Source organism: Achromobacter sp. 1011791174 (assembly GCF_059760925.1).
Genome location: NZ_JCBANH010000048.1, coordinates 1 through 20875, shown reverse-complemented (window position 1 = coordinate 20875; position 20875 = coordinate 1). Strand labels below are relative to the sequence as shown.

General features: G+C 69.3%; 15 protein-coding genes. 9 read left to right on the top strand and 6 right to left on the bottom strand.

The features are described 5' to 3' along the window. Positions 1-8: 8 nt before the first annotated feature. Positions 9-1082 carry an alpha/beta hydrolase family protein gene (locus tag AC6LJ5_RS17340; RefSeq protein WP_498141124.1) on the top strand — a complete coding sequence of 358 codons (1074 nt, stop codon included), beginning with the start codon at positions 9-11 and terminating at the stop codon, positions 1080-1082. A gap of 69 nt (positions 1083-1151) precedes the next feature. Here the strand turns inward: AC6LJ5_RS17340 and AC6LJ5_RS17335 are convergent, their stop codons facing one another. After that, positions 1152-6518, bottom strand: coding sequence for an autotransporter domain-containing protein (locus AC6LJ5_RS17335; RefSeq protein ID WP_498141123.1), 5367 nt, complete (start codon positions 6516-6518; stop codon positions 1152-1154). 332 nt (positions 6519-6850) lie between these two features. Beyond that, the gene (locus tag AC6LJ5_RS17330; RefSeq protein WP_233772561.1) at positions 6851-7780 is read right to left on the bottom strand and encodes a LysR family transcriptional regulator; all 930 of its coding nucleotides are present in this window, start codon (positions 7778-7780) and stop codon (positions 6851-6853) included. A gap of 209 nt (positions 7781-7989) precedes the next feature. Here AC6LJ5_RS17330 and AC6LJ5_RS17325 point away from each other — a divergent pair, with 209 nt between their 5' ends. The 7 genes from AC6LJ5_RS17325 to AC6LJ5_RS17295 all read left to right on the top strand — a co-directional run bounded on the left by AC6LJ5_RS17325 (position 7990) and on the right by AC6LJ5_RS17295 (position 16023). Then, positions 7990-9195, top strand: a complete 1206-nt coding sequence (locus AC6LJ5_RS17325; protein ID WP_392412346.1) for an aminotransferase class V-fold PLP-dependent enzyme — start codon at positions 7990-7992, stop codon at positions 9193-9195. A 46-nt stretch (positions 9196-9241) separates the two neighbouring features. Beyond that, the gene (locus tag AC6LJ5_RS17320) at positions 9242-10795 is read left to right on the top strand and encodes an ABC transporter substrate-binding protein (protein ID WP_392412348.1); all 1554 of its coding nucleotides are present in this window, start codon (positions 9242-9244) and stop codon (positions 10793-10795) included. Positions 10796-10805: 10 nt separating this feature from the next. Further along, entirely contained in the window at positions 10806-11762 is a 957-nt protein-coding gene (locus tag AC6LJ5_RS17315; RefSeq protein WP_498141122.1) for an ABC transporter permease, read from the top strand. Beyond that, positions 11759-12622: an ABC transporter permease gene (locus AC6LJ5_RS17310; RefSeq protein WP_233772559.1), complete on the top strand. Its 864-nt coding sequence runs from the start codon at positions 11759-11761 to the stop codon at positions 12620-12622. Before AC6LJ5_RS17315 ends, AC6LJ5_RS17310 begins: the two co-directional genes overlap by 4 nt. Beyond that, positions 12619-13476 carry an ABC transporter ATP-binding protein gene (locus AC6LJ5_RS17305; RefSeq protein ID WP_498141121.1) on the top strand — a complete coding sequence of 286 codons (858 nt, stop codon included), beginning with the start codon at positions 12619-12621 and terminating at the stop codon, positions 13474-13476. Before AC6LJ5_RS17310 ends, AC6LJ5_RS17305 begins: the two co-directional genes overlap by 4 nt. Then, positions 13473-14291: an ABC transporter ATP-binding protein gene (locus AC6LJ5_RS17300; RefSeq protein WP_392412354.1), complete on the top strand. Its 819-nt coding sequence runs from the start codon at positions 13473-13475 to the stop codon at positions 14289-14291. Before AC6LJ5_RS17305 ends, AC6LJ5_RS17300 begins: the two co-directional genes overlap by 4 nt. A 190-nt stretch (positions 14292-14481) precedes the next feature. Further along, positions 14482-16023, top strand: a complete 1542-nt coding sequence (locus tag AC6LJ5_RS17295) for a hypothetical protein (protein WP_498141120.1) — start codon at positions 14482-14484, stop codon at positions 16021-16023. Between the two features lie 46 nt (positions 16024-16069). On the opposite strand, the gene AC6LJ5_RS17290 is transcribed toward AC6LJ5_RS17295, so the two are convergent. Together AC6LJ5_RS17290 and AC6LJ5_RS17285 are read right to left on the bottom strand one after the other, a co-directional pair. Next, on the bottom strand, positions 16070-16705 hold the full coding sequence (locus AC6LJ5_RS17290; protein WP_498141119.1) for a DUF2625 domain-containing protein: 636 nt from the start codon (positions 16703-16705) through the stop codon (positions 16070-16072). A gap of 131 nt (positions 16706-16836) precedes the next feature. Further along, the gene (locus tag AC6LJ5_RS17285; protein ID WP_498141118.1) at positions 16837-17997 is read right to left on the bottom strand and encodes an FAD-dependent oxidoreductase; all 1161 of its coding nucleotides are present in this window, start codon (positions 17995-17997) and stop codon (positions 16837-16839) included. 88 nt (positions 17998-18085) lie between these two features. Here AC6LJ5_RS17285 and AC6LJ5_RS17280 point away from each other — a divergent pair, with 88 nt between their 5' ends. Continuing rightward, a complete protein-coding gene (locus AC6LJ5_RS17280; RefSeq protein ID WP_392412360.1) occupies positions 18086-18898 on the top strand; it encodes an AraC family transcriptional regulator in 813 nt (270 codons plus the stop codon). Between the two features lie 16 nt (positions 18899-18914). Here AC6LJ5_RS17280 and AC6LJ5_RS17275 read toward each other — a convergent pair whose 3' ends face one another. Continuing rightward, positions 18915-19562, bottom strand: a complete 648-nt coding sequence (locus AC6LJ5_RS17275; protein ID WP_498141117.1) for a CerR family C-terminal domain-containing protein — start codon at positions 19560-19562, stop codon at positions 18915-18917. A 61-nt stretch (positions 19563-19623) separates the two neighbouring features. After that, positions 19624-20875 (bottom strand): M24 family metallopeptidase (locus AC6LJ5_RS17270; RefSeq protein WP_498141116.1); only part of this gene is annotated, 1252 nt, incomplete at its 5' end.

The following is a 20875-nucleotide window of genomic DNA, read 5'->3' as shown; positions in this document are numbered from 1 at the left end:
GAGCCAGCATGAGCACCGAGATATCCGCCGCCGCGCAGGCCTTGCAACGGGCCATGCCCGTGACCCGGCTGCTCGATTGCGGCATGGACTACGCCGACGCCATCGCGCTGCACGCGCGCACGGCGCAGGGCGAGCCCTGGGACATGGCGGCCGAGGCCTTGGCCGAGGCCCAGTTCGCGCGCGCCGGCCAGGCCGAACGGGCCGGACATCCCGTCACCGCCCGCGATGCGCAGGAAAAGGCGATCGCCTGCCTGCTGTTCGCGCAGATGGCCTACAACGACGACACGCCGCGCAAGCGGCAGCTGTATGCACGGCTGAGCGCGGCCACGCGGCGCCTGGCCGGGCTGTCGGAATTGCCGGTGGAACGGGTGGAGCTGCCGTTCAACGGCGCGCGTCTGATCGGCTGGCTGGTCCGCCCCGCCGCGCGCGCCGCGCGCGGCACGGTCATCGTATTCGGCGGGCAGAGCGGCTGGGGCATGGCCTATTGGCCGATCGCGCGCCAATTGGCGGCCAGGGGACTCGCCACCTTGCTGGCCGAGGGGCCGGGCCAGGGGGAAACACGGCTGGAGCAGCGTATCCACGTGGACGTGGACATGGCGGCGGCGTATCGCTGCTTTGTCGATCGCGTCGTGGGCGATCCGTCGCTGGGCCGCGCCGGCATCTGGGGCAATAGCGTGGGCGGCCTGTGGGCCGCGTCGACGGCGGCTGCCGATCCGCGCATTGCCGCCTGCTGCGTGAACGGCGCGCTGGCCGCGCCTTCGCTGCTGCCGTTCCGCACTTTCGTCGAACAGGCTGCCGCGATGCTGGGCAGCGCCGACCTGGATGCCGTGGCCGCCAACTTCGTCCGCATGCGCTTCGATGCGCGGCGCGACCGCATCGGCTGCCCGCTACTGGTGATACACGGCGGCGCGGACCCGCTGATCAAGCTGGCGGACCAGCAACCGTTCCTGGATGCCGCGCTGCCCGCGCTGGGCACGCTCAAGGTCTGGGAGTATGGCGAGCACACGATCTACAACCACGCGGCCGAAAGAACCGCGTTCGTGTGCGACTGGTTTGCCGACCGCCTGGATCAGGCGGGTTGAAAGCCGGCGGCCCGTGCTGCGTCAGGCAGACGGGCCGCCAGCGCGCAGGCGCCGGCCGCCTTGCCGCCATCAGTAGCGGTAACGCACGTCCAGCGTGCCGGTGTGCTGGCGGTTGCCGCTGCCGAACTGGCCGCCGTAGGTCACGCCGACGGTGGTGCGCTTGCTCACGTCCATGTTCACGCCCAGCTCGACCAGGGCCGCGTCGCGGGCCACCGGCACGCCGTTGGCCGTGAACGAGCCGCCGCCCTGCACGAAGGACAGCGTGCTGGCCGGGTTGACGTCGCCATAGGCATGGCGCCAGCCCAGCGTGCCATGCACCTGACCGCGTGCGCCGGCGCTTTCGAAGACGCTGCGTGCATGCAGGCCCAGCGTGGTGGTGGCGACGTTGTTGCGGTTGCTGTCGCCGCGCAGGGCGGCGTCGCCGCCGGACTCGGTGAAGGCGCGGGTGCGCAGGCTGCTGTAGCCGGCGCCGACGAACGGCTCCAGCGTGACGCGCTCGGTGACCGGGATGGCGTAGCCCAGCTCGGTGAAGACCTGGGCGGTGTTGCCACGGTAGCTGGCTTCCAGCGTCTGCGGCAGGCCGGCGGCGTCGGTGTTGCGACGGGTCGACATGTCGTGCCAGGTGTAGGCCGTGCCCAGGCTGAAGTTGAGCTTGGCCGAGCCGAGGTCGAAGGCCTTGCCGCCGTAGATCGTCAGGCTGTAGCTGTCGGCCTTGGCGCTGGCGCCGCGCTCGCCGGTGCTGCTGCGGCTGTTGGTGTAGCCCAGCGCGCCGCCCAGGCGCCAGCCACCGCCGATGGCATGGTCGCCGCCGATGGTGATGCCGCTGTCGGTTTGCGTGGTCTTGGCGGCGTTGCCGTCGCCGCGCATGGTGCCCCAGTTGCCGAAGACCTGTGTCCACAGCGGCTGCGCGGCGGCCTGCGGCAGCGCGGCGGCGTCGCCCAGGCCGAGCTGGGCGGTGGGCACGCCAGGCAGCATGCCGGCGTTCAGGTTGGCGCGCAGGCGCGTCATGGGCACCTGCACGAAGGTGTTGGCGGCGCCTTGCAGCATGGTGGCGGAGGTCGAGTGGGTCTCGCCGCTCAGGCCGTCGAAGGCGCCGGCCGGCGCGCCGTTGGGCAGGTTCATGACGCGGCGGTACAGCGGGCTGTCCTTGGGCAGGCTTTGCAGCGCGCGGGCGACGGCGCGCTGGTTGCTGGTGTTGCCGGCGTCGGCGAACTCGATCGGGCGGGTGCCGCCGTCGTCGGTGGGTACTTCCTTGGTCTTGATGACCAGGTCCACGCGGTGGTCGTCATAGGCCAGCGTGGGGTTGAGGAAGGCCAGGTTGCTGGAGACCTTGCCGAAGCGGCCCTGCACGCCGCCGTCGGCGGTCAGGATGGTGTAGGTGGTGGACGGGGCGTAGCTGCCGTTGGCGCCCACGTGCACCACGGAGCCGGCCAGCGTGGCCTTGCCGCCCACCTGGACGCTGCTGTGCTGGCCGTCGGGCGAGGCGGCGACGCGGTAGGACGCATACTGCCCGAAGCTCAGGTCGCCCCGCAGCTTCATCGTGCCCATGGGCCTGGCGGCATTGCCCGGCGCGAGCATCCCGCTGGTCAGCACCACGTTGTTGAGGGTGCCGGTGCCGGACAGGACGGTTCGGACGCTGGTCTCCACCGTGCCGCCGAGCTTGCCTTCCACCTGCAGGGCGCTATCGGGATAGACGGTGAGGGTGCCGGTATAGGCGCTGCTGTTGCCGAGCAAGGTCAGGGTGCTGTCGCCGAGAACCTTGGTGGCGCCCGAGCCGGACAGCGAGCCGGCGTAGGTCCAGTTGTCCGACCGCCTGAAGAGCAGCTCGCCATTGTTGACGATGTCGCCGGTCAGCGAGCCGGTGTTGCCGCGGTTGCCGATCTGCAGCGTGCCGCGGTCGATGCGGGTGACGCCGGTCAGGGTGTTGTTGCCGGTCAGGATCAGGGTGCCCAGGCCCTGTTTGCGCAGTTCGCCGGCGCCGGACAGCGTGCCGCCGTAGACCAGCGAGCCGGAGCGGTTGAAGGCCAGGGTGGCGCCGGCCTGGACGATGGCGTCGCCGGCGATGCTGCCGTACGAGCCGCCGTCGCCGAGTTGCAGCGTGCCGCTGGCGACCCGGGTGACGCCGGTGTAGTCATTGTTTGACAGAAGCGCCAGCGTGCCGGCGCCCAGCTTGGTCAGGCCGCCGCTGCCGGACAGCGTTTGCGACACGGAGAAGGTGTTGCCCGCGTCGGCGATGTCGAAACCGCCGCCGGCCGCGCCCCAGGTGATCATGCGGGGCGTGCCTTGCATGGCGGTGCCGGTGACGCGCAGCGTACCGCCCTGGAAGTCCAGGCCGCTGGAGGCGGCGCCCAGGTTCGCGTCGGAAGACACCGACAGCGTGCCGGCGCTCAGGCGCGTGTCCTGGGTGTAGGTGTTGGCGCCGTTGAGCACCAGGGTGCCGGCGCCGGTCTTGTTCAGGCCGTTGCCGGTGAGCACGTTGTCGATGGTCGTGGTCCAGCCGGCGGAGGTGGCGCCGCCGTCGCCGACGCGGATTTCGCTCAGTTGGCCCGCGCCGGGCGCGACCAGTTCCAGCGGGCCGCCGTTCAGGCGGTAGCCGTCGCTGGCGAACTGCATGCCCTGGGCCTGCACCGCGCCGGCGGTGTTGTCGATCGTGACGGTGCCGGCGGCGCCGCCGAAGATGGAGAAGGCGTCGACGGGATAGCGCGCGCCGGTCGCGCTGCCGTTGAGGTTGCTCCAATTCGGGTTGGTGGCCGACCAGGCGCCGGAGCCGCCGCCCGTCCGGGTCGGGCTGGCCAGTCCGTCGGCGTTCCAGAATGCCAGCGGCATGCCCGCGGTGTTGATCAGGTTGATCTGCTTGGCTGCGGACAGCGTCTGGATGGTCTGGCCGGCCACGGTGGAGGTGATTCCGCCATTGGTTGTCGTCAGCGCGCCGGTATAGTCGAACAGCCGGTACAGGCCGGGGCCGTAGCCGCCGCCGTTCAAGATGTTCAGGCGAGCGCCGTTCAGGGTCAGGTCGCCCAGGACCGACACGCTGTGGCCGGCGCCGGGCGTGCCGAAGTCGGAGCCGGGCGCGCCGAAGCTGTAGTCCAGGATGCTGTCTTGCGCCAGCGTCAGGCTGCCATTGACCGTGAATACGCCGCCGGACGCGCCGGGGGCCAGGCGCGCGCCGCTGGCCACGGCCACATTGCCATCGACCTGGCCGAAGCCGCCGATGGCGGCGCCGTTGAGCACGTAGACGTTGCTGCCGACGCGGGCGGTCGAATTGGCCGACGCCCCGCCGACCATCAGCGTGCCGGCGGTGACCACGGTGCCGCCGCCATAGGTGTTGACGCCGTTCAGTTCCAGCAGGCCGCTGGTGGTCTTCCTCAGGGCGCCCTGGCCGGGGTCGCCCGAGATGGTGCCGTCATAGCTGCCGGCGGCCAGGGTCAGAATCTTGTCGCCCAGCTTGACTTCGCCGCCCGCGCCGCCGAGGAAGGCCAGGGTCTGGTCGGCGCCGCCGCTGATGTCGAAGACGCCGCCGTTGATCACGACCGGGGTGTTCGCGGCCAGGCTGCCGCCCATGTCCAGCTTGACCGTGCCGTCGGCGATGGACAGATCGCCGGTGAAGGCGTTGACGCCCGTCAGCGTCAGCGTGCCGGTGCCCCACTTGGCCAGCGATCCGCTGCCGGAGATGATGCCGCCGTAGCTGGTGGAACTGTTGCCGATCAGGGCCAGGGAGCTGCTGCCCAGTTCAACGGCGCCTGCGCCGGACAGCGAGCTGATGGCCTGTGGGCCGCTCGCGCTGATGTCCAGGGTGCCGCTGGACGCGAGCATCACGTCGGCGTTGCCGGACAGGATGCCGCCCGAGCCGATGGCCAGCGTGCCGCTGTTGATCTGGATGGGGCCGGTGGTGGATTGCGTGCCGGTCAGCGTCAGCTTGCCGGTGCCGGCCTTGATGGTGGCGCCGTTGCCGACGGTCATGCCGGAAAAGGTGCCGTCGGTGTCCTGGTCGAACGTCAGCGCGCCATTGTTGACGATATCGCCGCGCAGGGTGTTCGCGGAGCCGACGAGCGTCGCGCCGTGCTTGATCGTGGTGGTGCCGTTGTAGTTATTGCCGGCGTTGGTCAGCGTGAGGATGCTGGTATCGTCCACCGTCAGGCCGCCGGCGCCGGACAGGACGCCGCTCAGGGTCAGGGCGTTGCTGCCGACCGTGGTCAGGCCGCCGGTGCCCATCGTGATGTTGTTGCTTATGGTCAGCGCGGTGGTCGAGCCGATGGCGCCGCCCGCCACATCGATGGCGCCATTGCCGAATGCGTTGCCGACCTCCAGGAGCGTTTTGCCGCCGCTGATCGTGACGAAGCCGCCCGGCTGCACCAGGGAGCCGTCCTTCAAGGTCCAGTTACCGCTGTTGATGTTCAGGGTCTTGAAGTTGAGATAGGTCTTGTTCGAGACGTCGGTGTTGCTGCCGACATTCGCCGGATCTTCCAGCACCAGGGTGCCGCCGAAGCCGCCACCGCCGTCGACCACGCCCGGCTGGGCGAACAGCAGGCTGGGCTCGCCGGTGACGGTTTGCGCCGCATTGCCGGTGCCCGTCACCGACGAACCAGATCGGACGATGAAGGTGTTTCTGGCGAACGGGCTGGCGCCCATCCAGACGCTGCCGTTGATGGAGCCCGCGTTGATGAAGGTGCTGCCGCCGCCGGGCGTGCCAGATGCCGCCATCGCGACCCGGCCCACGATCTGGCCGGAGTTGGTGATGGTCGCGTTGGCGCCGCCATACGTGACGATGACGGGCGCATCCCATTGGGTCCGGGTGGTGCCGGGATTGAGCTGCGCGCGTATGACGGCGCCTTGCTCGTTGGTGATCGTGGTGACGCCGCCAGTGCCGTTGCGCACCACCAGGGCGAGGCCGTTCAGCGAGGGCATCGCCGCGGCGAACTCGCCGCTCGCGCCGCCGATGAAGCCGCCGGTCCTGTTGGTGATCGTGTTCGTGCCGGCGGTGCTACCGGTGAGTTCCAGGCCGGTCGACGGGGCGGGCAGGAGGGAACTCAGCGCGTAGGGATCGATCGTGCCGCTGTTGTCCACCGTGATGTTGTGGCCGCCCAGGCTCATGGCGGGGCCGCCCGTGGATACCGGGGAGCTCACCGTGCCGTTGGAGGTCAACGTTACCGTGAGATCATTGGCGCTGTTGGTGTAGCCCGGCGTCATGGGCGAGCCGCGCAGGTTGCAGGTGACGTTGTTCGGCCCGGACGGAGTACAGGCAACCTGAGCGGATGCCGTTCCATTCCAGCCTGTCAGCCCCAGCGCCAGCGCCACGGCCAGCGCATGGCGTTGCCAGCGCACCGGGGCAAACAGCCCCGCCGAAGACATGCCGCCGCGCGCTTGCGCGGCGAATTCCGAAACTGGCTGCCATGCGCGCACAGCGTTGTTCCATACCAGCCGGTAGATGTGATTCAAGACCCCGCTCCCAAGTTTTAATAATGTTGGCCGCTGCCGCAGAATGAGGTGCTGGCCGTGTTGCCCGCCATGGTTGACGGCAGGTTGCAAAAATTATTAAAAATTGTAATTAGCGGATTAAGGATGATTCTGACGAATTCTTTCGTCAAATCGTCAAGCCCGGGCGGGCATGAACGGATTGCCGTGCGATAGGCGGATATAAGAAGAAGATGTCGGGCAAATCGCCGGCAAACACCGCGCCCGGTGGCGCCGTCGGTTCCATCCCGCGCGAGCCGTATGTTGTGGCCTGGAGACAGTCGATCGTCGACAAGCCCGCGCTTCGATCGCCCGCCTCAGGGCAGCAGCGCGTTCCCATCCAGGCTGCATTCGCCCAGTTCCACCCGCTGCGGCGCGGTTTCCTTCACCAGCCGCACGAAGATCCGAGCGAACTCGCGCGCCTGTTCCGATGGCGCATAGGCGTTGGGCAGCAGGAACCCGTAGGGCAGGGTCAGCTTGGGCTCGAAATCCCGCAGCACGATGCCGGGCACGTTGGCGGCCAGCACCGGGTCGGCCAGCGCCACGCCCACGCCCAGCGCGGCCAGCTGGCAGGCCGACTGGCCGGACGAAGTCTCCATCACCATGTGCAGCGGCAGGCGCCGCTGCTCCATCAGGTCGTCGATGTGCTTGCGCAGCAGCGTGTAAGGGCGCAGCGCGATGAAGGGTTCGTCCTTGATGTCGTCCACCGTGACCACGGACTTGGCCGCCAGCCGGTGGCGCTCGGGCATGGCGATGACCAGCCGCACGTCGGCGAAACTGCGCGAGCGGATGCCGGGAAAATCGATGGGCAGGGCAGCCAGTCCCAGGTCGAACTGCTGGCCGGACATCCACAGGCCGACCTCCACGCGCGAACGAACTTCCAGCGATACCTTCACGCGCGGATGCAGGCGCGAGAACTCGGCGATGGCGGCGGGCGTGACGCTGTAGGCCAGATAGGGCTGCGTCAGGATGCGCAGCCAGGCGTCCTGCTGGTTGCGGATGCTGCTGGCGATACGCGACACCTCTTCGAAGCCCGCCAGGATATGGCGCGTGCCTTCATAGAAGCGCAGGCATTCCTGGGTGGGAACCAGGCCGCGCCCCTGGCGCAGGAACAGCGTGAAGCCGACCTCGGCTTCCAGCGCCGAGATCAGCCGGCTGATCTGGGGCTGGGTACGGTGGATGCGCCGTGAGGCTTCGGTCACGCTGCCGGTCTCCATCACGGCGCGCAGGGCTTGCAGGCGGTTCATTCGCATAGGGGAAAACCCGTGGTCAGGTGTGAATCAGGCGCGAATCAGGCGTGAACGCAAAAAAGCGCAAAGCCTTGCCCTGATTGGGCAAGCAGGCAGCGCGACGATGATCCATTACAAATCCGCATGAATCAATACTCCGAACGAAATTGACGCATGAATTCACGCGATCTTAGGATCGGCTCAACTTTCGATGAAAGAGGCGCGGCGTGAATATCCAAGAGAAAGAGGTATCCGTGGGCAGCCCCGCGGCGTTGTTCCCCGATGAACGCAACGGCATCGAACTGCTCGACTGGAGCAATATCGGCCTGGCGTTCCCCATCAAGCACAAGCGCGCGTACCTGAACAACGCGTCCATCGGCGCCCTGAGCCTGCCGGTGGTGGCCGCGGTGAACCGGTACATGGAAGACGTGCGCGACCATGGACGCAATTCCTATCCCGAGTGGTGCCGCTACGCCGACGAGACCATCAAGGCCCGCATCGGCCGCCTGATCGGCGCGCATCGCGACGAGATCGCCTTCGTCAAGAACACCACCGAGGGCCTGGTCAACGTCGCTAATGGTTTTCCCTGGCGCGACGGCGACAACCTGATCCTGCCCGACATCGAGTACCCGTCCAACGTGTACTGCTGGATGAAGCTGGCCGCGCGCGGCGTCACCATCCGCTGGGTCAAGAACCGCAATGGCCGCATCCTGGTGGACGACATCCGCAAGCTCATGGACGACCGCACGCGGCTGGTGTCGCTGAGCGCCGTGCAGTTCTCCAACGGTTTCCGCCATGACCTGGAGGCCACCTCCAACCTGTGCAACGAGCGCGGCGTGTACCTCAACCTGGACGCGATCCAGTGGGCCGGCGCCTTGCAGCTGAACGTGGAAAAGCTGGGCATCCACTTCCTGTCGGTCGGCGGCCACAAATGGATGCTGGCGCCGGTGGGCACCGGCTTCTTCTATTGCCGCAAGAGCGTGCTGGGCGTGCTGGATCCTCCCAACGTGGGCTATCACAGCGTCGACAGCACCGAGGACCATATGCATTACCTGCTCGAATACCGCCAGAACGCGGGCCGTTTCGAGGAGGCGCTGGCGAATTTCACCGGCATCTGGGGCCTGGACGCCGCCGTCCGCATCCAGCTGGCGCTGACGCCCAAGAGCATCGAATCGCACATTCTGGAGCTGACAGGCTATGCTGGCGCCGCGCTGCAACGCAAGGGCTGGCAGATCGTCAGCTCGCGGGCGCAGGGCGAGGCCTCGGGGAACCTGTCGTTCAAGCATGCTGGCTATGACGCGCAGGAAATCGCCGTCCGCCTGCGCAACGCCGGGGTGGACCTGGCGGTGCGCGGCGGCAATCTGCGCATCTCGCCCACGTACTACAACGACACCAGTGAAATCGACCGCCTGGTCGAAGCCCTGCCGTCCTGACGGCCGGGCCGCGCGCCGGCGGACCTATCAGAGCGAGAGGAATGTGATGACGATGTTGCATACGATGCGCCGCCTGGCGCTGGGCCTGGGCGTGAGCGCGTTGGTGGCGGTTTCCAGCGGCGTCCACGCCGCCGGCGCGCCGAAGAAGGGGGGCACGCTGCGCTACGGCACCGTGTCCGAGATCGTGTCGCTGGATCCGCACGTCTACGGCGGCAATGCCTGGAAGGTGCTGATCGAGGCGCTGTACAGCCCGCTGGTCGGCTACGACAAGACCGGCGCGGTGGTGCCGCGCCTGGCGCAGAGCTGGGAGCAGCCCGACGCCCGCAGCATCGTCTTCCATCTGCGCGCCGGCGCGAAGTTCCATGACGGCACGCCGGTCACGGCCGACGACGTGAAATTCTCGCTCGACCGCATCCTGGATCCCGCCGCCGGCGCCACGCTGCGCTCGAACCTGCTGGGCGCCACGGTGACGGTGGTCGACGCGGCCACCGTCAAGGTCGAGAAGCCCTCGCCGGACGCGACCCTGCTGGCCGTGCTGGCCATGCCCGAGGCGGCCATCGTGTCGCGCAAGTGGGTGGAAAGCGGCGCCAATCTGAAGCTCAGCGCCAACGGCACCGGCCCCTTCGTGCTCAAGAGCTACGAGCCTGCCGTGCGCGCCAGCCTGGTCCGCAATCCCGCCTATTTCGTCGACGCCCAGCCCTATCTGGACGGCGTGGACTTCCGCATGATCAAGAGCGACGACGCGCGCGTGAACGCGCTGCGCAGTCAGTCGCTGGACATGATCGACTTCGTGCCCTGGAAGGACATCGACGCGCTGCGCCGCAACGCCGGCATGAAGGTCGACATGGCCGGAGGCGCCTTCATGAGCGTCTGGTTCAACACGTCCAAGAAGCCCTTCGACGATGCGCGCGTGCGCCGCGCCGTGTCCTACGCGATCGACCGCGAGGCCGTGTCCAAGGCCGCCTTCTTCGGCCATGGTCAGCCCATCTACGGCGCGCCGACGGCCGCCGATTCGCCTTACTTCAACAAGGACCTGGACGGCACCTACAAGCGCGACCTGGCGCGCGCCCGCGCGCTGCTGGCCGAGGCCGGCCACGCCAACGGCGTGGACGCGAGCATGGTGGTGTTCCAGGGCCTGGGCATCTACACCACGATGGCGCAGGTGATACAGGCGAACCTCAAGGAAGCCGGCATCAACCTGAAGCTGGAGCCGGTGGAGTGGGCCACGCTGGTCGAGCGCAAGAATCGCGGCGACTATGAATCGATGATCTACGGCGTGTCGGTCAAGCTGCCGGATCCCGACGCCTACGCCTATTACCTGGGCGGTGATTCCAGCTACTGGGCCAAGCCCATCGGCTACCGCGACGCCGAGCTGGAAAAGCTGCTGGCCGCCGGTCGCGCGCAGACCGACGTCAAGGCGCGCCAGCCGATTTACCACGAGGCCGAAAAACGCATCCTGGAAACCAGTCCCTGGCTGTTCGTGAACTGGCGCGAGCAGGCGCAGGCCTATCTGCGCAAGGTGCACGGCTACACGCAGCTGGGCGGCGCGCTGAGCGAAAGCAGCCCGGGCATTTCCCTGCCCACCATGTGGCTGGATTGAGCGGCCACGGATGCTGCCATTCCTGGCCCGGCGGCTGACCTCGGCCTTCATCACCCTGGCCCTGGCGACCGGGGTGGTGTTCATCGCCATCCATCTGCTGCCGGGCGATCCCGTCGCCATCATGCTGGGCGAGCAGGCTGGCAGCGATCCGCTGGCGGTCTCGAAAGTGCGCGCGCAGCTGGGACTGGACCAGCCGCTGGGCGCGCAGTTCGCGCGCTGGATCGGCGCGCTGGCGCATGGCGACCTGGGCGTCTCGCTGCGCACGGGCGAACCGGTGGCCGACGAGCTGGCCCGACGCATTCCGCGCAGCCTGGAACTGATCGGCGCCGGCCTGCTGGCCGCCGTGGCGCTGGGAGTGCCGCTGGGCGTGATCGCCGCGCGGGCGCGCGGCCGGCTGGCCGGCATGGCGGCGGGCATGCTGGCGGTGGCGGGATTCTCGGCGCCGGTGTTCGTGCTGGGTATCCTGCTGGTGCTGGTGTTCAGCCTGGGGCTGGGCTGGCTGCCGTCCTCGGGCTTTGTCGCGTTCGCCGACGATCCGTTGCAGCATTGCCTGTCGCTGATCCTGCCGGCCATGACCATTGGCCTGAACTTCATGGGCGTGGTCGCGCGCATGACGCGCGCCAGCCTGACCGACGTGATGGGCAAGGACTACGTGAAGCTGGCGCGCGCCAAGGGCCTGACGCGCGGCCGCGCCATCCTGCGGCACGCGCTGCCCAACGCGCTGGTGCCCGTGATCGCCATCGTCGGCATCCGCGCCGGCAATCTGTTGGGCGGCACCGTCATCATCGAGGCGCTGTTCGACTGGCCCGGCCTCAGCTCGCTGCTGGTCAGCGCGGCCTTCGCGCGCGACTACCCCGTCATCCAGGGCAGCCTGCTGGCCATCTTCGCCATCTTCATCCTGATCAGCCTGGCCATCGATCTGGCCCAGGGGCTGGTCGATCCCCGCATCCGCAGGCCGCCGGCATGAGTGCCCGTCCCGTTTCCGTCGACGCCGCTCCGCGCCGTTCGCCGCGCTGGCTGTCCGCCGCGCTGCCGGCCTGGCTGGCGGCGGCCTTCCTGCTGCTGGTGGCGCTGGCCGCCGCCTTCGGTCCCATGCTGGGCCTGCAGGATCCGTACCAGATCGACGCGGCCAATCTGTTGTCCTCGCCCACCTGGAAGCACTGGCTGGGCACCGACGAACTGGGCCGCGACCTGCTGTCGCGCGCCGTGCATGGCGCGCGCGTTTCGCTGACGGTGGCGGCCGCCGCCGTGGCGCTGGCCGGCGTGCTGGGCGTGGCCGTCGGCGTGGGCGTGGCCTTCCTGGGTCGCCGCGCCGAGGCCGCCGCCATCCGCGTGGTGGATGTGTTCGTGTCCCTGCCCGAGATCTTCGTCGCGCTGGTGGTGCTGGCCTTCATCGGCGGCAATCTGCCGACGCTGGTCGCCACCATCGGCATCCTGTACGCGCCGCAGTTCGCGCGCGTGGCCTGGGGCGTGGCGCGCGGCATCCGCGCGCGCGAGCATGTGCAGGCGGCGCGCTCGCTCGGGGCGGGGCCGGCCTGGATCATCTGGCACGAGGTGCTGCCCAACATGCGTTCCATCATCGCGGTGCAGGCCTCGTTCACGTTTTCCTTCGCCATGCTGCTGGAGGCCGGGCTGAGCTTCCTGGGGCTGGGCGTGCGTCCGCCGGTGCCATCCTGGGGCCAGATGGTCGGCTCGCTGAAGGACTATCTCTACACCAATCCCTGGCCCGTGCTGGTGCCGGCGCTGGCGCTGTTCTTCACGGTGCTGGCCGTCAACGTGCTGGGCGACTGGTTGCAGGACGCGCTCAATCCGGAGCTGCGGCGATGAGCCACCACGCCGACGCGCTGCTCACCGTGCGCAACCTGGCCGTCAGCTTCGATGGTCGCGACGGCCCCGTGCACGCGGTGCGGGGCGTGGATCTGAGCGTGCGGCGCGGCGAGGTCGTGTGCCTGGTCGGCGAGTCCGGTTCGGGCAAGTCGGTCACCGGCTTTTCGCTGATGGGGCTGATCGATCCTCCCGGCCGCGTCAGCGCCGATGAGCTGCGCTTCGACGGCCGCGACCTGTTGCGCGCGACGGAACGCGAGCGCGACGCGCTGCGGGGCAGGGACATCTCCATGGTGTTCCAGGAGCCGATGACGGCGCTCAACCCCGGGCGCACGGTGGGCGCGCAGATCGCCGAGGTCTTCCTGATCCACGAGCGCATCAGCCGCCGTCAGGCCTGGGCCCGGGCGGTGGACCTGATGGAACGCGTCGGCATCCGCGAGCCGGCGCAGCGCGCCCGGGCCTATCCGCATGAGTTGTCCGGCGGCATGCGCCAGCGGGTGATGATCGCCATCGCCTGCGCGCTGACGCCCAGGCTCATCATCGCCGACGAACCCACCACCGCGCTGGATGTGACCGTGCAGGCGCAGGTGCTGGAACTGTTGTTCACCCTGCAGGCGCAGAGTGGTGCGGCGGTGCTGTTCATCACGCACGACCTGGGCGTGGTGGCCGAGATCGCCGACCGCGTGGTGGTGATGCAGGCGGGCCGGATCGTGGAGGAGGGCGCGGTCGGGCAGATCTACGCGCAGCCGCGCGACCCCTATACGCAGGCCCTGCTCGCGGCCGTGCCCGATGTGGACGCGCCGCGCGATCCGGCGCGGCGGCTGGGACGCGGGACAGCCGCGCAGGCTACCCGATGAGCGACGCCATCCTGCGCGCGGACGCGGTGTCCAAGGAATTCGTGCTGGCCCGCAACCTGCTGGGCCGGCCGACGCGCGTGCTGCAGGCCGTGCGCGGCGTCAGCCTGTCGATCGAGCGCGGCGCCACGCTGGCGCTGGTCGGCGAATCGGGCTCGGGCAAGAGCACGCTGGGCCGCTGCATCGCCGGCCTGCTGCGGCCCACGTCCGGCAGCGTCGAGCTGGCCGGCCATGACGTGCAGCGCCTGTCCGGCGCCGCGCTGCTGGCGTTCCGCCGCCAGGTGCAGACCATCTTCCAGGATCCCTATTCCAGCTTGAACCCGCGTCGCACGGTGGGCGACGCCATCATGGACGGCATGGTCATCCACAAGCTTTGCGGCGCCGAGGAACGCCAGGCGCGCATGCTGGCGCTGCTGTCGCGGGTCGGCTTGCAGCCGGATCACGCGCGGCGCTATCCGCACCAGTTTTCCGGCGGGCAGCGCCAGCGCATCGCCATCGCGCGCGCGCTGGCGTTGGAGCCGCGCTTCATCGTGGCCGACGAGGCCGTGTCGGCGCTGGACGTGTCGGTCAAGGCCCAGGTGCTGGACCTGCTGGCCGATCTGCAGGCCGAGCATGGCCTGACCTATCTGTTCATTTCGCATGATCTGGGCGTGGTGCGGCATTTCGCCGACCGGGTGGCCGTCATGGCCGCCGGCGAAATCGTCGAGGAAGGCGACTGCGACCAGATCTTCGAGAGTCCCGCGCAGGCTTATACGCGGCAGCTGATCGCCGCCGTGCCCCGGCCGGACCCGGCGCGCAGGCGTCTGCGGCGGGGGTGACGCGGCGCGCGCTGGCGCCGTCTTCCCGGCAGGCAGGAGGCTGGGGACCAGCTAAAAAGGGGTGTCAAAAAAAGGGGCGGGATCGGCGGCGCGGGCTTAAGTTCTGGTTCCGGCCTGCCGTTAGCAGGCGAGAGGCCTCCGGAGGCGGCAGCGGGCAACCCTGGCCCCCTGGCTTGCCGGAATTGTCGACATGACTACGATTTCCTCGGGCTCCCTGCCGATGGTCATCGCGCCCCAGACGCCGTCGCCGGCGCTGTCGCGCGTGAGAATGGCCAACCAGCCGGTCGATCCGCCGCAGCCGTCCACCACGGTGACGCTGGGTGGCAAGCAGGAGCCTCTGACCTATACCCGCGACAGCATCGCGGAGATGGCGCCGTCCGGCGCCATCTGGCAGCGCGAAGCCAACGACGCGATCTCCGCGACGATGGCGACCAATGGCCGCAATTCAGTCAGCAGCCGTTTCAATGGGCTGGCCGACGCCGTGCTGAGCCGCTTCCGCACGGAAGGCGGCAGCTACTCGCAATCCTTGATCCTGCCGTCCGCCGCGACCGAAGGCGTGTCGGCGTCCGCCCTGAGCAGCCAGCTGCGCGGCGCGCCGGGCACCGGCGTGTCGCTGCGCATCATGACCGCCAGCGGCACGCAGGTCGACGTGAAGCTGGGCGCCAGCGCCGACGGCATTGCCGTGGACATCGGCGTCAGCGAGGGCGAGCTGTCGGAAGACGAGCGCCTGGCCATCGCCGGCCTGGCCAAGTCCTTCCAGGATGCGGTCGACGGCCTGGGCTCGGTGCCGCCGCGCCTGGCTGTCGCCGGACTGGCCAAGTTCGATTCCAAGCTGCTGGCCTCGGTGTCGCTGGAAACCGCCATCGCCACCCGAGATTCGGGCATGGCCTCGATCAGCTTCCAGGCCGACGCCGCGCAGCGTTCCTTGACGATCAAGAACGCCACCGGCGTGGTCACGGTGAATGTGGACGCCAGCCAGCCCACGGTGGTCGGCAGCGCCCAGCAGCGCGACGCCGCGGTCGCCAGCTATCTGCAGAAGTTCGACGCCGCCCGCAGCCGTGGCGAAGGCGACCAGACCCTGATGTCCTTCTTCAAGGAAGCGTTCTCGGCTCTGCACCAGAGCTACGAGACGGCCGCACCGTCGCCGCTGAGCCTTATCGGCAAGAGCAAGGACGCGGTGCCCCTGTCGCATCGCGGCGCGCTGTCGGGCATGGCGGACTTCTCGGCCTCGATCACGCAGGGCCCGGTGGCGAGCAATCCCTACCGGACGGGCGAGCAGGACAGTTTCTCCTTCCTGGCCACGCAACGCACCAGCATCAGCGGTGTGCAGGGCCTGGGCGTGAATGTGTCGCAGGAAAGCGAGACCAACCTGGTCGCCAGCTTCCACAAGCCGCTGCCGGGCGTGAAGGATCTGAACCTGACGCTGGATCCGGAGACGCAGAATTACCGGTATTTCCTGATCGAGGATGTGGAGAACAGCAAGACCGACCTGGCCTATGACCGCCTGGGCAACCTGAGCCAGGCCAACCGCACGGAATCCAGCGTCCTGTCCACCCGCGTCAAGACCTACGCGAAGGGCAAGCTGGTCAGCGACGACACGCTGCCCACGGTGACGTCGCAGACGAAGAGCCTGATGTCGGAACTGCTCGCCGCGGCGAGCGAGGCGCAGCGCAAGGGCCAGGCGGACTCGTCCAAGGGGACGAAGGACGCCAAGGGAGCCAAGGCGGCGTAATCATGGAGGGGCGCAAGGCCCTTTCCAGCGGGGCAGGCCGGCGGTCTCAAGCGCCGGCCTGCTCCACATTCATGGCATACAGCTCCGCCACGTCCACCGCCTTGCGCGAACTGGTCGACGGCGAGCCTTCGCGCGTCCACAGGAATGGATAGAAGCTGAAGCCCTGGTCCCCCGCCAGGGCCTGCGCATCGGTCTGCCAGCCGGGCCAGCGCAGCCCTTCGTAGAACTCCTCCAGTCCGCCGCCCAGCGCCCAGCGCAGGAAGTCGGTGTAGCTCAGTTCCAGCGGTTCCCATTCCAGGGTGTCGGGCGCCCGGTAGTACAGGGCGCCCGCGTCCGCGCCCAGGCCGCCGCCATTGATGGCGAAAAAACCGCCGACGGCATCGTCGGCGATCAGCAGGAAGCCGTTCGAGCGGCCGGAATTCCAACTGGCGATGTCGCGCGTGAGCCGGGGATGCCCGGACCCCAGCACGCGCAGCCAGCCGCCATCGATGAGCAGGCCGCCCGTGCCGTGGGCGACCGCGCCCATGGGCGAGCGGGTGGTGACTTGCAGGCGATGCAGCACGTCGCCGCTGCGTTCGGAGGGCGGCAGGATCTCGCAGCTTGTTCTCGCCTCGGCGACCCAGGATTGGACCAGCGGCAGGGCGGATTCTTCGTGGTTGATCAATGCTTGCAGGGGTTTCATCGATGGAGGCGGGCTTGTCGTGTGGGCCCGGTTGCTTGCGGGCAGGCGCGCAAGCCGGGCCGGTGAATGGGGTTGGGGCGCAGGATAGCCCTTACGCCTTGCCAGCTCAACCGGCCTTCGGGGCCGTTGGTTCAGGATTGAACGCCGGCCAGCTTGCGCGCGCCTTGCGACGAGGCCGCGACGGCGGCGTTGGCGCGGGCGCGCATGTCCGTCTCGTAGGCGGCCAGCGCGGCCGGCAGATCGCCGTCCCGCGCCGCGCGAGCCAGATGCCGGGCCAGCCTGGCCGCGTCGTCCAGCGCCGTGTTGGCGCCGACGCCACCGGCGGGGCTCATGGCGTGGATGGCGTCGCCCAGCAGGGTCACGCGGCTGGCGGGCCAGGGCGCAAGTTCCGGCGCGCTGCGCACCGGCAGCATGGAGACCGACGCGGCGTCGGCCTGGCTGAACATGGCGCTCAGTCCATCGGCGCCGGGTTCCTGCATCGCGCCCATGCGCCGCAGCAGCGCCGCGCCGTCGCGGCTGTCCGGGCCGAGCGCGTCCCGCCCGCCGATGACGGCCCAGTACAGGTAGTCGGCCACCGGCGTCAGCGCGCCGGCCTGGGTCGGAAAGCGGAATCGCATCGGGTCCACGACGATGGCGTAGTCCGGGCCGAAGATCACGCTTGTGGCGCTTGTCAGCCGGCTGTCCAGGGCGGCGTCGAGCGGCGTCTTGCCGTAGATGCAGGCCGAGCCGGTGTCGGCCGGCGCGGCGTGGGGCAGGCGCAGACGGCGGATCGCCGAATTCACGCCGTCGGCGCCGACCAGCGCATCGGTCCGCCGCGTGGCGCCGTCCGCCAGCGTCAGCAGGACGCCGCCGTCGTCCGGTTCCCGATAGCCGTTCACGCCTTGGCCGAAATGCACGCGGTCCTCGATGCCGAGCATGAGGATCTGGCGCAGCGTCTGGCGGTGCGCGCTGCGGTCGCCATCGTCGCCGTCGTCACCGGCGTCCGTATCGCTCCAGGTGTCGGATGGGCGACCCGCGACCGGCGACAGCCTCGGATCCAGGAACTGTCCGGCCGACTGCGAGCGCGAGCAGGTCTGCAGGAACAGCTGATATTGCGCGGGCGGCAGGCTGTCGGCCAGCGCGGCCTGGCCGGTCCGGTCAATGCGGATGCGGTAGCCCTGGGTGCGGCTGTCGGGCGCGGCGTCCTGTTCATAGACGTCGAAGGCGATGCCCCGTCGTTTCAGGGCCTGCGCCAGGCACAGGCCGCCCAGGCCGGCGCCGGCGATGGCGATGTGGAAGGGGGAAGGGGTCATGGGGGGATTCCAGTGGATGTCGATGGAGACAGCGTAGGTCCGGCCGCCGGAATCACGGTAATGCTATTGAGCCTTAAAATAGCGAGAAATGGCCAAATCTCGCATTCCTCCTTCCATCGAGCCCATCGAAGACGCCGGCGGGCCGGCGCTGATCGCGCTGCGCGGCGGCGACGATCCGGACAGCCCTTATCGGCTGGGCTCGCGCGAGTACGACTGGCACAGCCATGTGCGCGGCCAGCTGTTCTGCGTGGAGAGCGGGCTGGTGCATGTGCGCACCTCGCATGGGTCCTGGCTGCTGCCGCCGCAGCGCGCGGGCTGGATTCCGCCGGGGGAGCGCCATTGGGCCGGCGTCAGCGGCGCGGCCAGCGGCTGGAGCGTCATCGTCGCGCCCGCCGCCTGCGCGGCGCTGCCGGCGCGGCCCTGCGTGATCGGCATCAGCGAGCTGATGCAGGCGCTGGTGCGCCGGGCCGTGACGTGGACCGACCGGCGCGAACTGGCGCCGCCCGAGGCCCGCATCGCCGACGTCCTGCTGGACGAGATCCAGCGCGCGCCGCGCGAGCCGCTGCACCTGCCCATGCCGTCGGACCCGCGCCTGGCGCGCATCGCGCGCGCGGTCTACGAACGGCCGGACGATCCCCGTTCGCTGGAGGACTGGGCGCGATGGGGCGCGGTCTCGCCGCGCACGCTGCGACGCCTGATGGCGGCGGAGACCGGCATGAGTTTCGGCCGCTGGCGGCAGCAGGCGGGATTGATCCACGCGCTGGAGCGCCTGGCGCAAGGCGAGGCGGTGGCGACGGTGGCCGACGCGCTGGGCTATGCCTCGCCCAGCGGTTTCATCGCCATGTTCCGGCGCGCGTTCGGCGCATCGCCGGGCAGGTACTTCGCGCAGCGGCAGGAATGAGCGCCGCGCGGATTGCTCAATCGCGGGCCGCGGCCAGCGCCGTCTTGCCGACCATGTCGGCGATCTCTCCGACCATGGCGCGCGTCAGGCGCTTGGCGCCCAGGCGCCGCAGCAGCGCCTCGCGCGCGACGGCGAAGACTATGGCCTGTCCCAGGATGGCATGGGCCCGCAGGATGCTGTCGCGGCTGTCCGCCGGGAACCGCCGGCTGGCCGCGACCCGCTCCGTCACGGCTTCGTGCAGGGGCATGAACAGGCCGGCGTGGATCGCCTCGAACTTCGGCGTGGGTTGCAGCTGTTCGCGCGCCAGCAGCAGGCTGCGCGCGGCGGAGGCCTCGGAATCCAGCAGGGCGGTGGCGAAACCGCGCATGAGCGCCTCCAGCTGCGTCGCCGCTACACGGGCCGTGGCGGGCGGCGCGTCGGGCAGGTCCAGGCGCGCGGCGATGTCCTGCGCGGTCTGTTCCAGCACGGCCGCATAGACGCCTTCCTTGCCGCCGAAATGATAGGGAATGGCGGATTGATTCACGCCCGCCGCCTCCGACAGCTGGCGCGTGCGCACGCCTTCCAGCCCCAGTTGGCTGAACAGCGTCAGTCCGGCCAGCAGCAGCCGCTCGCGCGTGTCGGCGGCGCGGTCGGGGCTGGCGGGTTCTGTCGTCGATGTTTTCATGGTCGGTCTCGTTTCCTGCTACGTCATGGGCCGGGCGCCGTGGGGCGGCCCGGCCGTGTCCTCAGCCGTCGGCGCGCATCAGCCGGGTCGAGTTCTCGTTCAGCGCGATGCCGGTCTGTTCGCCCACGATCACCGTGCCGCCGATATTGGCCAGATGGCGCCCGAAGCCGCAATTGGGTTCGAACGCAAAGCACATGCCGGGCTGCAGGGGCAGTTCCCGTCCGACGGTCGGCAGCGGCCTGAGCTGCGGATAGCGGGCGGCCTCAGGCAGCGATTCTATGCCGGGCGCGGTGCCGAAGCCTACCGGACCGTAGGGGTTGATGCTGTGGACCAGCGGATGCACATGCCAGCCGCCGGATGCCAGCAGGGGAGCTTCCATGGCGTCGACCAGGTCGCCGAAGGTATTGCCGGCGCGCAACGCGGCCACGCCGGCCTCATAGCTCGCGCGGGCGACGTCGGCGGCGCGCAGGATGTCAGGATGTACGTCGCCGACCGCGACGGCCGCCTGGTGCTGGGTTTCCATCAGGCCGTAGAGGGCGAAGATTTCCGACAGCACGATGTCGCCTTCGCGCAGGATCCTGGGCGCTTGCGAGCGGTACTGCCAGGCCGGAGGCCCCCAGCCCACATATTCCGGGCCCGTGCCCAGCAGGACCTCGGCGGTGTAGCCGCCCATGGCGAAGCAGGTGGCGGTGACGGCGGCCACCAGCTCGGCCTCGCTCACGCCCGGCCTGGCCGTGGCTCGCAGGGTTTCGCTCATGGCTTCGCCGATGGCGGCCGCGTAACGGACCAGGCCCAGCTCTTCCTCGCTCTTGACCGAGGCGCGGCGGAAGAAGGCCTTGTACACCGGCACGAATTCCGCCTTGGGCAGGGCCTGCGCCATGCCCTGCAGCGTGCGAGCGGGCACGGCGCCGTCGAAGTAGAAGGGCGGATAGGGCTCCAGCCCGATGATGCCGATGCGGCTGCCATCCAGCCCCCGCTCGGCCAGCCAGGCGCCGACGTCGCGGCCGGTCTTGCCCACGTACAGCTGTTCCGGCGCGATCCATTGCTGGTCGCCGCGCAACGCGGCCTGGATGTGGTCCGCGATCATCAGCGAGGCGAAGGTATAGACCCTGGGCGCTTCGTCGCCGATGAAGACCACGATGGATCCGGGGCGGTCGTTGCTGAAGTAGCAATCGGGGGAAAAACCAGCCGGCGCGGCCGCTTCGCGGTCGCCGTAGACAACCAGGGCCCGCAGGCCCTCGGCCTGCATGATGTCGCGGGCCAGGTCCCAGCGCCGGCTTCTTTCCGCCATCGACAGGGGGGCGGGAGGGGTG